This is a genomic window from Cycloclasticus zancles 78-ME (assembly GCF_000442595.1).
Lineage (GTDB): Bacteria > Pseudomonadota > Gammaproteobacteria > Methylococcales > Cycloclasticaceae > Cycloclasticus > Cycloclasticus pugetii.
In genome coordinates, this window is sequence record NC_021917.1 from 1,385,531 (window position 1) to 1,396,924 (window position 11,394).

At 39.0% G+C, this 11,394-nt stretch carries 10 protein-coding genes, 1 tRNA gene and 1 riboswitch; of the genes, 2 read left to right on the forward strand and 9 right to left on the reverse strand.

The window, feature by feature from the left end:
• Positions 1-30 precede the first annotated feature (30 nt).
• Positions 31-1,854 (reverse strand): TonB-dependent receptor domain-containing protein, encoded by a 1,824-nt coding sequence (locus CYCME_RS06750; protein WP_020932560.1) that lies wholly within the window; start codon positions 1,852-1,854, stop codon positions 31-33.
• A 110-nt stretch (positions 1,855-1,964) separates the two neighbouring features.
• Positions 1,965-2,172: riboswitch (cobalamin riboswitch) on the reverse strand.
• Between the two features lie 66 nt (positions 2,173-2,238).
• Here CYCME_RS06750 and CYCME_RS06755 point away from each other — a divergent pair.
• The gene (locus CYCME_RS06755) at positions 2,239-2,886 is read left to right on the forward strand and encodes a response regulator (protein WP_016390669.1); all 648 of its coding nucleotides are present in this window, start codon (positions 2,239-2,241) and stop codon (positions 2,884-2,886) included.
• A 64-nt stretch (positions 2,887-2,950) separates the two neighbouring features.
• A tRNA-Leu gene (locus CYCME_RS06760) sits at positions 2,951-3,038 on the forward strand.
• A gap of 251 nt (positions 3,039-3,289) precedes the next feature.
• Here CYCME_RS06760 and CYCME_RS06765 read toward each other — a convergent pair.
• The 8 genes from CYCME_RS06765 to CYCME_RS06800 all read right to left on the reverse strand — a co-directional run bounded on the left by CYCME_RS06765 (position 3,290) and on the right by CYCME_RS06800 (position 11,382).
• Positions 3,290-5,005 (reverse strand): GGDEF domain-containing response regulator, encoded by a 1,716-nt coding sequence (locus CYCME_RS06765; RefSeq protein ID WP_020932561.1) that lies wholly within the window; start codon positions 5,003-5,005, stop codon positions 3,290-3,292.
• Positions 5,006-5,087: 82 nt separating this feature from the next.
• On the reverse strand, positions 5,088-5,510 hold the full coding sequence (locus tag CYCME_RS06770) for a response regulator (RefSeq protein ID WP_020932562.1): 423 nt from the start codon (positions 5,508-5,510) through the stop codon (positions 5,088-5,090).
• 26 nt (positions 5,511-5,536) lie between these two features.
• On the reverse strand, positions 5,537-7,294 hold the full coding sequence (locus CYCME_RS06775) for a CHASE domain-containing protein (RefSeq protein WP_020932563.1): 1,758 nt from the start codon (positions 7,292-7,294) through the stop codon (positions 5,537-5,539).
• 88 nt (positions 7,295-7,382) lie between these two features.
• Positions 7,383-8,345, reverse strand: a complete 963-nt coding sequence (locus tag CYCME_RS06780) for an alpha-L-glutamate ligase-like protein (protein WP_020932564.1) — start codon at positions 8,343-8,345, stop codon at positions 7,383-7,385.
• Entirely contained in the window at positions 8,342-9,865 is a 1,524-nt protein-coding gene (locus tag CYCME_RS06785) for an inactive transglutaminase family protein (RefSeq protein ID WP_015005926.1), read from the reverse strand. Before CYCME_RS06785 ends, CYCME_RS06780 begins: the two co-directional genes overlap by 4 nt.
• Positions 9,866-9,868: 3 nt before the next feature.
• Complete coding sequence (locus CYCME_RS06790; RefSeq protein ID WP_159430355.1) at positions 9,869-10,510, reverse strand: ATP-dependent zinc protease; 642 nt, start codon at positions 10,508-10,510, stop codon at positions 9,869-9,871.
• 327 nt (positions 10,511-10,837) lie between these two features.
• Positions 10,838-11,170 (reverse strand): YdbL family protein, encoded by a 333-nt coding sequence (locus CYCME_RS06795; protein ID WP_020162142.1) that lies wholly within the window; start codon positions 11,168-11,170, stop codon positions 10,838-10,840.
• 8 nt (positions 11,171-11,178) lie between these two features.
• On the reverse strand, positions 11,179-11,382 hold the full coding sequence (locus tag CYCME_RS06800; RefSeq protein ID WP_016390705.1) for a YnbE family lipoprotein: 204 nt from the start codon (positions 11,380-11,382) through the stop codon (positions 11,179-11,181).
• Between the last annotated feature and the right edge of the window lie 12 nt (positions 11,383-11,394).

Consider the following 11,394-nt stretch of genomic DNA (forward strand, 5'->3'; position numbering starts at 1 on the left):
CCCTAGTCCATCTAAAAACTGCTAACGAGACTAATTAGCCGGTTGATAGCTTAATGAGAAAAATACATTCGCATCATCTGTGTTGTAACCCGCTACTGTTTCATATTCTTCATTAAATAAATTAGCAACTTTTACTTGTGCTGTTAAGTCCTTGTTTATTTTATAAGCACCCACTAAATCGACGGTGGTAAAACCGGCAAGACGGCGATTGTTTGCAACATCATCAAAGCGACGGCCCGACACAAACACCTTACTTGCAAAACTAAAATCACCAAATGCTTTATTGGCATTCAAGGTAAAGGTTTGTTCAGCACGTCTAGCCAACACATTACCATCGTTTACGCCGCCGCTTTTATTTTCAGGGTCAATCCAAGAAAACTGGCCATCGACATTTATTCCAGCAATATCAGTGGCTGCTTGAAGCTCAAGCCCTTTTATCAATGCCTCGGAAATATTTTGAGGAACCCATAAACTATCCAGTGCAATCAAGTCTTTAATTTTTGTACGGTAAGCACTTGCCGACCACGTAATATCTGCGTGTTTGCCCACTAAACCTAGTTCAAAGGACTTAGAGCGCTCAGCATCTAGATTAGGGTTTGCACCAAATGGAGAATAAAGATCAACAAGGGCTGGCGCAACAAAAGCTGTTCCAAACGATGCGTTTAAGCGTAAATTATTAGAAAGCGACGTACCCCAAGCAATGTTACCCGTGGTATTGCTACCAAACTGCTCATTATCTTCATTTCTAACGGCTAATTGGTAAGAATGCGCACCATATTCACCTAATAATTGAGCAAAAACGGCATTGCTATGACGATTGGTTTCTGTGAAGCCACCCGATTCTTTTATTTTGTCATCTTCGTAGTCATAACCTAACACCAACACGTGTTCATCATTAATTTGAAAGTCATTTTGCAGGCTAAAATGGTCTTGTTGATTATCAGCAAAACTGGCTGCAAATGCTCCTTCGTTATCAGCCTCAATTCTGCCTTGGCTTAAGGTTGCTTTTACAGTCCATCTATCTGACACATCAGCCGTCAACTTAGCACCAAAGGTATGTTGCAAAAAGTCCGTTGTGTTGAAATAACCATCGTATTCACTTTGCCCCTCACTGTATAAGCTAAAAAACTCTAGCTCAGCAGAGTTTGCAAAGCGGTGCCCTGCTCGTATAGAGGCATTAGTGTTTCTATAAGCATCGTCGTCAGGCTCGGTAGCGAAACAACCAATAAATAATGTGCCACTTCGACCATCACAGCTGTTAAAACCATTTGTTTCTGTATAGCCGCCGCTTAAGCTATACCAATTAGATGCATCTCCACCAGAAATGCCAAACGTGGTTTCTTTCGTATCATGCGTACCAAAACCAACCGAAAGATGAGGTGTTAGCTCACCGCTTCCCTTTTTAGTGAAAATTTGAATAGTTCCACCAATAGAACCAGAGCCATATAAGCTTGATTGCGGCCCACGAACCAACTCAATACGCTCAATTTGGTTAAGTGGAATATGCTCAATTTGAGGCGCACCAAATGCATTCGTTGCCAACTTAACGCCGTTTAATAAAACCTGGGTATGGTTAGACTCTGTACCGCGTAAAAATAATGACGTTTGCTTGCCTAAACCACCTGTGTTGGCAATCGTTACACCAGGAAGTCCTGAAATAGCCTCTGCAACCGTTTTATATTGATACTTTTCGATCTCTTCTTTGGTCACAACCGAGACAGAGGCCAATGTTTCATCAGCCGTTTGAGCCGTACGTGTAGCCGTCACAATAAGCGCATCATCACTGGCGAATACAATTGAAGGAGTAAAAGGTATAACGGCGGCAACGCTTGCAGCCAAAAGGGTTTTTTTCATGAGATTTCCTCGTTAGAAGGCGCAGCCCCGCGCCAGTTAAAAGACGCACGTGAGGAAATGTGATGAAGTTGAATAAAGGAAACCAACGTCAGCCCAGTTGCCCACCCGCAACGTACCGGTTTGCCTTTGGCAGGTCTCCGGGCTCATAAGTGGCTAATGTTCTGTTAACCGATGTATCGCCTTCCCATGTTTTGACACAGTGGCTGTTGATACATGTTACTTATATACCGTTGCGGGGGCAGCGTTGGGTTTGATTAAATCGTACCAACTTCCCTTTTAATTAGGCTAAGGCCTAATACCAAAAAGCGTGGGCATTATCTTTGATTTAGTCTATGCTAGTCAAGATGAGCGCTAGGTTAATTAATTGAAGAAAATCAATATCTAATGAATTCGAATAGTATTAAGGTTCTACTTGTTGACGATCATGAGTTAGTTAGAAGTGGTATAGAGCACATCTTGCAATCTGACCCGGATATTGAAGTTGTGGCGATTGGCTCATCGGGTGAAGAAGCCGTTAAATTAGCCGAACAACTCAAGCCAGACGTTATCCTAATGGACTTAAATATGCCGGGTATAGGTGGCGCCGAAGCTTTGAAACGAATATTAAGGCGCGAACCCAGTTCTAAAATTATTGCCCTAAGTGTGTATGACGATGGCCCTATCCCGCATCAGGCTATAAAGTTAGGTGCTAAAGGTTATATCAATAAAGGCTGCGCGGTTAATGAAATGACAAGCGCGATTATGTCGGTTTACCAAGGTAAAAACTACCTGTCCTCTGCAGTGGCAACCAACTTAATCTTCAGTGGGCAAGAACCAGAAAAGAATGTTTTTAGCCAGTTAAGCAGTAGAGAGTTACAAATAGTAACAAAAATTGTTGATGGCCATAGAATTGCAGATATTGCGAATTCATTATCGATCAGCCCCAAAACAGTTAACACGCATCGCTATCGAGCACACGAAAAACTAGGCGTTTCTAACGATATCGAACTTGTTAAATTGGCCATTAATGAAGGTCTGCTAAAAAATTTATAAATTTATAATAATTTCCACTCGTCATTATCGTCATCATAGGGTAAAATTCGCGCTCAATTTGATTGCCTGGGTGGTGAAATTGGTAGACACACGGGACTTAAAATCCCGCGACCTTAACAGTCGTGCCGGTTCGATTCCGGCCCCAGGCACCATTGAATAACAAGGCCTCAGCATTTAATCGTGCTGGGGCTTTTTTATTGCAGTTTCGGATAAACACTCTATTGAAAAAGATAGTCAACACCCTAGCAGGTGCGTAAATATATATATTACTTAAAATTATTCTTTAGGCTAAGTAAGAAGACTATGATGACTTCAGCCCGTTTGATGAAAGCGTACTTCCTGAATTAAAACTTTTGCTGAGTACAAAAAGCTTAAGATGTTTAATTAATGACGGTATAAAGTTTTACAGCACTTTTTTGTTATTTAGTTGTAAATATTTCCGTTCAAACACATCAACTGGCAGTGCTTTATCAAAAAAGTAGCCTTGAACTTTATCAACGCCTAAATTTATACATAAATCTAAATCATCCTGTGTTTCAACACCTTCGGCAACAATTTGAAGCTTTAAAGATTTAAGCATGACAATTAAACCTGATAATAATTTTTTCACTTTTTCTGTTGAGAAATAACTAGGCATTAAAGATTTGTCTATTTTTACAATATCAATAGGAAAGCTATGTAAGTGCGACAATGAAGAAAAGCCAGTACCAAAGTCATCCAGTGATATTTTGCAACCTAAATCACTGATTGCTTGTATTATTTTCACCGTTTTTTCTGGTTCAACAATTAAGGCTGTTTCTGTTATTTCAAATTCAATTAAATTGGCATCGACATTATATTGTTTTATACAGTCGTGAATGACGTCGATTACACTGTCATTTGTTAACTGTACCGCTGATAAGTTAATAGCCATAGTAATTGATTGCGAATGGTTTAGATTTAAATCACTTAATCGTTTTATCGCTTGTTCAATCACCCATTGACCAATATCTAAAATTAACCTAGATTTTTCAGCAATAGGTATAAACTTATCTGGGCTTATTGCTACACCATCGACTTCCCAGCGAATTAATGCTTCTACCCCTGTTAACTGTTGAGTCTTTGGATCCATAACAGGTTGGTAATGCAGGTTAAAATGTTTATTTTTAAGCGCTTCTTTTAACTGATTTTCAATATGAAAATTCGATAAAAACTCTACTTGCATTGCTTCTTCGAAAAACGAAAATTGATTACGCCCTTTGCTTTTAGCTTTATACATTGCTATATCAGCGTATTTAAATAGTTCTTTTGGGTTAACGCTATCATCTGGAGAAATGGAAATACCAATACTCGCTGCTGAAGTGATGATGTGATTATCAATCGTAAATGGCTCACTTAATGCATCTATAATACGTTGTGCAACATGCGTGGCATTATTAGCTGAGTTTATATTGGTTAAGGTTATTGCAAATTCGTCACCACCAAGACGAGCAAATAATTCATTTCCTCTTAAGCAACGATGTATTCGGTTGACTACTTCTATTAATAAGCTGTCACCAATGTCATGTCCATAATTATCGTTAACGTATTTGAAATGGTCGAGGTCAATTAATAATAACGCGAGCGTTGTTTTATTTCTTTCGTTACTTTTTAAATCATTACTCAAAGATTCATCAAAATGATAACGGCTGGATATGCCAGTTAAACTATCTTGTTCTGCAAGTTCTTTAGTGTGTTGATAGCTTTGATAGAGACGTTTTTCTAGATCAGCTCTCGCATGTGAATTAACAATGGCTCTTTGTAATCGAAAAACGTTTATTTCAGTTTTCACAAGGAAATCTTGCGCGCCTGCGTTAATACAGTTAAGCGCTAGTTCGTCGTCTTTTGACGTGCTCATCATTATAACTGGGATGTCATGTCGTTCATGGACGCTTCTCAGTTCAACTAATAACTCAATACCATTACGTTTTGGTAAGTTATAATCGAGTAAAACGGCATCAAATTCCGTTTTTTTTAATTGTTCAAGTCCTTGATCTACTGACTCTACACCCGAAATTTCACACGATATATTGCTGCGCTTTAAAGTCCTTGTAATAAGTTCTCTGTCAACAATATCATCATCAACTATTAGTATATTCATATCTTGACACGCTTTCCAAAGTTAACCAGCTATTAAAATCAGTATAGTTGCTAAGTTTTATATTATTTGGTTTTATTGTTTTTCATTTAGGTAATTGGACAATTTTCCAATAACTATCTAAAACATTCACAATGTCTAAAAACTTTTCGCCTGAATCGCCTTTTATAAAATATCCTGCGATATGTTGTTTGTAGCTTGATAACATATCTTCTTCAGATTTAGAGGTTGTTAATACAAAAACAACTAAATCAGACAAAGTTTCATCTGCACGTAACTGTTTTAAGAACTCAATACCGCCCATTCTTGGCATTTGTAAATCCAGTAAGATGATCAATGGGCGAGATACTTTATTGCTTCTTAATAACTCTAATGCCTCTATACCATCGTAAGCTCTAACGATTGGGTTGGCGATGCGTTGTTTAAGAAAGCCCCGCTCAATTGTCATGGCATCAATATCATCATCTTCAACTAATAATAAGGTTACGTCTTTTGAGTTAGTCTTCATAGTTTATCCTTCCATAATGTCAATATTTATGAATTTGATAGTGGCCAATAAATAGATATCTTTGTTCCGTGTTTACCATCAGAAGTAATTAATATCTTGCCTTTGTAATGTTCGACAATTCGTTTAATCATCGCTAATCCCATACCGCTGCCTTCCACTTTATCTCTCGGCTTTAATGTTTGAAACATTTCCAGTGCTTTTTCATGTAATTCTAATGGAATGCCCGGGCCATCATCCTCAACGATAATAATATGGTAATCTGGATTGCTTTCATATAAGACATTAATAGCACCACTTTTACTTTCATGATGTTTTATTGCATTTGAAATCAAGTTTCTGAGTACTATTTCTAAGGGTGTTTTAGGGATAGTTATTTCTACATCTGGCGCAGATAATGTAAATCCCTCTGTCTTATCCTGCATTGAAAACACATCTGTGCTGATATCTTTTAAGTTTACAGGCTCATTTTTAAATTTATTGCGATTAATACGTGAGTATTCAAGAAGGTCATCCAGTAACCTCATCATACGGCCACTACGCTGAGTTAATAACGCCAAGTGCTTTTTTGATTCGTCAGGAATAATATCTTGGCAGTCTTCAGTTATCCATTCTACGAGGTTTGTGATCGCATTGAGAGGCGATTTAAGGTCATGTGAGGCAACATATGAGAACTGTTCTAAATCACTATTTGATTTTTCTAAATTAATTGTTTTTTCTTTTAGGGCTTGAGTTGTTTTATCGGCATAGGCTAGTGCTTCGCGATTAGCTTTAGTTAATAATAAAAAGAGTGTAAGTAATAAGGCATCGATTACTAAGCCGCCAATTAAGATGAATGCGGATTGGTTTGACGAAAATTCATTCCTAAAGGCCAAATTTGATTGAATTGAAAAAGTCCATACTCGGCCATATAACTCGACATGTTCTTCTTTGCTAAACAGCGGATCCTGATCTACATCATCGAGGTTTCTATCAGCATGATCGTCAAATAACAATTGTCCGTTATCATGTATTTGAATACTGACATGCCTATATTTTTCAGCCAAGGTGCCTTGCATAAGGTTTTTCATAATGAACGGGGCGTACGTCACACCCTCAATTAACGCTCTTCGTGTTTCAAGGCTGTCTGGCTTAGCACCATTTTCATAAAAGGGTGTGTAGAATAAAAACCCGGGCGTTTTTTTTGCGTCTTGTACTAGGGTAATTGGTCCTGTTAACTGAGCCTGCCCTGAATCACGTGCTTTTTGAATGGATACATAGCGATTCTTCTCAAAAGCCATATCGAGGCCTATCGCTTTTTGATTCGGTAATGCGGGTTCAATATAGGTAATGGGCCAATATTCAGATTCATGATGCTTAGGGTGTATGCTGAAATGCGGCCTAAGTTCTCGCTGTTTTAGTAGATAACTATCCAGTTGAGGTGGTTGGATATTATAAATAACACCAATCCCATTAATGCCAGGATAGGTAGCGTCTATTTTAAGGCTCCGTGAATAAGATAGCCATGTTCTGTAGGTAATCGGTGTGTCAACTGCATCAATGAATGCGACACTGCTCCAAAGTGCATTTTCATAAAGCTTCATTCTTTCTTTTACTGAGTTAACAACTTGCTCTGCATTACGATGAAATTTAGTTTCAAGTTTTTGATTAAGTTGCAACCTAGAAAATTGCCAAGCTGTAAAAGTTAGTACAATAGAAAGCAATACAATTAACCAATGCACTAAATGCATTTGCCCTGCTTGTATTAACTTCTCTCTTTGTATGATTTTTTTTTCGGGTTCTACCATTTATTTAAACTCTGTAATGGTTACATATTAGTTATTTGCTGGGTGCTTCAATGTCATTACCTGTTGTTTTTAAATATATAGTACAGGGTTAGGCGTTGCGTAGGGAGTTAGCAAACCATTGTTTTGCTAGCGCGATGCGCGCCTCAACGTCATGTGTCATAGCTAATATATGTTGATCGATATGTTGAAGTCGTTTGGTTAAACCGGTTTGGTTTGCAACCTGAATAGCGAGGCCTGGGCGAGCATTGAGTTCTAAGATCATAGGGCCTTTATTTTTATCCAATACAATATCAGCGCCAAAGTAACCCAAGCCGACCATTTCATAACAATGAGAGGCGAGCTGTAAAATATGGTCCCAGTTAGGAATTACTAGCTGATCAAAGCTAAACCCAGTGTCTGGGTGCTTTTCAATTTTAATATTATTTTGCACTGCGAAAAGGCTTTTTCCTGTGTTTATATCAAGCCCTACCCCGACGGCACCTTGGTGTAAGTTCGCTTTGCCATCTGATGCATGGGTTGAGCAACGAAGCATGGCCATAACAGGGTATCCTTTATAAACGATAACTCTTATGTCTGGAACGCCTTCATAGCTGTACGGTGAAAAAATAGGGTCGAAAACAATCATGTCTTCGATCATGACAACATCGGGGCGGCCACCCAAACTATACAAACCGCTTAATATATTGGTGGCATGATGTTTTAAGTCCCTTAGTTTAAGCGAGGGGCCACTGGATTTGATGTATTGATCGTCTACACGTTCGGCTATGACTAAAATGCCTTTTCCACCACTGCCCTGCGCTGGTTTAATAACAAACTGGTCTCGCCCACTAAGTTGGTTTTCTAATGTTTGTATGTCATGTTGATTATTAATAACAGCAAAAAGTCGAGGCACAGACATGCCAAATTTTTCAGCGAGTCTTTTAGTTTTTAGCTTGTCATCTACTAATGGAAAAAGACGCCTGTCATTTGAACGGCCGATATAATCAATGTTTCGGCTGTTCATACCAAGGATGCCAAGTTCCCTTAGTTTTTTAGGCGATACCCACTTCATTCAGTGTGGCCAAAAGCACGAAAACGATACAGTTCAAACAAGCGATAACCAGTGTATTTACCTAATAATAAAACAATGCCCAGTAGGCTGATCATTAACTCGGGGAAATTAAAGGTAAGGTGCTCTACCATCGACATTGACATGGTTAAGTAAACCAAAATGGCCGCTAATAGGCTCCCGCCTCCTTGTACTAAGACTTCGTGCGCGCCCTCTTCTTCCCATAAAAGTGACATTCTTTCGATAGTCCAAGCAAGAATAATGGTTGGGAAAAAGGTGATTGTTAAAGCCTGGTGAAAGCCAAGTTTATAACTAATAATACTTAAACCTGCCATTAATAGAATAACCACGATGACCACAGCGGTTATTCGTGCTACTAATAATAAATTGAGGTAAGACAAATAATAGCGTATCCATAAGCCGAAGCCGACCACGGTAAGGAAAATACCCAATCCCACTAAGAGTGAGGTTTGAATAAAGGCGAGTGCAATCAGAATAGGCATAAAGGTGCCAGATGTTTTTAAGCCAACCAGTATTCGCAGTAAAACGATGATTAAAGCACCCACTGGTATCAGTAATAAGCCCTTAAAAATACCTTGTTGCTCTACAGGTAGAGCATAAATTGAAAAATCTAATAAGGGTTGTTCTTCAAGATGCCCTTCCATGAAAAGGATGGATTTAAGAGGTAATGTGTTTTTTACTAACGCAAACTCAATGGACGAGTTGCGCCCTCCAATGACGTCTAATATTGAGGTGGAACCGTGTTGCCAAACAAAAAAGTTATCCGGCAGCCCTTCAGCACCTGTTGTAGGGTCAAAAATTAACCAGCGATCGCCAGCGACTATTTCAACAAGGCTGCTGATACGTTGTCGACGTCGACCATCTTCCAAGAAAATGCCTTTAATGAGTTGTGCTGGAATGTTGGCATAAGCTAGAACATCCATAACCACATCTAGATGTACGCCACCATAGCTCGACAAAAGAAAGCTCATGTCTGGGTCGGGTTGCGGCAGGTTGATACTGTCGAATAATAAAGTGGAAAACTCTGCGGGCGTTGTCGATTTTGTCTTTAAGGATTCGACCACCTTTTCCATCACCTCTTCATTCGTGGTGGTTAAAATAGGCAGCTCAACATTAGGGACAACTCGGTCTGTGAGCGCCCTGTCTCGCATACGATAAACTTGTTTTTTATAAAACAAGGTCGTAGCCCGCTCCATTGTTTCACGTGTCCAATGTGCTCGTCTATGACCGTTTTGTTCAGTCACTGAAAAATTAAAGCCAGATGAGGCAAAGTGGTCGTCTAAAGACACCCAACCAGCATCTTCTTCAGGTAAGGTTAGCGCTATTTGAACAGGCCCTTCATGTAGGGGTTTAAGGTTTATTTTGGATTCTATTGTCCAAACATCTTCTCTAATACCCGGTAAAAGCGGGAACCCTAACACTATATTTTTGTACAAGGTCAAGCCAAGACCGAGCAGGATCATAAATAGCGCGATGATGGTGATTTTATGTGTAGATGACAAGTTTTAAGGCCTTAAGGTATGACGTAAACTAACATCAACTATAGCTCGGTCAGTTAATAAATTACGCCCAACTAATAGCTGATAGTCAAAGGCAGATCGGTCGGTCAAGTTCACTTCAACCTCATCTTTATTCTTGCCAAGAGTTAACCATAATGTGACGACGTATCGCATTTCATTATTTCCATCTTGCTGTTTGATAATTACTCGCCTACGAAAACGACGTTCTACCTCAACGAGTGATTTGGTTTTACTATCGTATAATGAAAAGCGCACAAAGCGCTTGCCTTCACGTTCAATGAGCTGGATGTTTTCTGCATGTATCGAGGTGGATTTTGCTCCGGTATCTATACGTGCTTCAAATTTTAAATTTAGAGGCTCAACAACAACATTTTCAACGCCTCCTATCACGGGTAGATTTAACTCCCCTCTTGTTTTTTTAGCTACTTTTTTTATGGGTTCAGCAACTTTAGGGCAAGTCGTTGGTTTACACACAGGGCATACCGGTGCAGTTATTACTGGTTCCTTTTTATCGATCGGTGGTATTGTGCTACAACCGCTAATAAACAAAACACTTAATAGAAATAAGGTGTAAATAAAGCTTGTTGTAGAACGAAGAAGTTGGATGGGATAAAACAGTGTGCTCACAAACGTCACCGACAAAGTAGATTGAAAGTTTAGGTATAGCCGTGTCCATTATGGTATCACGCTATTTTTGTGCTGGTTAGAGCATAAAAAAATGAATAAAGAAGTGAATTCCGAGTATTTGCTGGAGCCTAATATAACACAGTATTTAATTTAACTTCTTGCTCAGCAGCGTACAGTGTAGACAGATACTACTCCGTAGTATTCGATAATATGTTATGCCTGTCACTGAAGAAATTGATGCCAATAAACTTTAACTACTCAGGCATGTACAAGCGCTTAATGCTAAAAGCCAAATAGTTTCAAAGTTAAAGGGATAAGCGTTTGTCGTTACTTTTTGACCCATTGGCCATCTGGAAATTGAATAAAATGCCCTTTGCTTGTTTTTTCAATAGCTTTTTTCCCTGCCAGTTGTTCAACGACGCTTAATGGCTTAGCAACTTTTGCTGCAACTTGGGCATATTTTTGTTTCCGTTTGGCATTAATATCACTGATGAGTGCTTTAATGTCAGCTGATGGAGCACTAACGGGGCTGGCTAAATACCCGTTCGGCGTTTCTCCCACTAAACCTTGATCTTTTGCACTATGTAGATCAATGGCTAAAGAAACTGTTGATAGTGTGAGCATAAAAACAGTTAATAAAATTTGTACGTATTTCATCATCGTTCCTCTTAAAATAAGCCTGAATCTTCAGACAGTATGGAGTCTAGCTCTTTATCAACCTTGACTCGAATTTCGTGTTCAATCTTTACATTTAAATTGATTGTAATGGGCTTGTCTGACGCTTCTACTTTGACGGTTGGCGTGCATCCAAATATCGAGCTTAGCAACAAGCCAATACATGTTATATATGCGATGGGGGCTATTTTTTTCATACAAAACCTCAT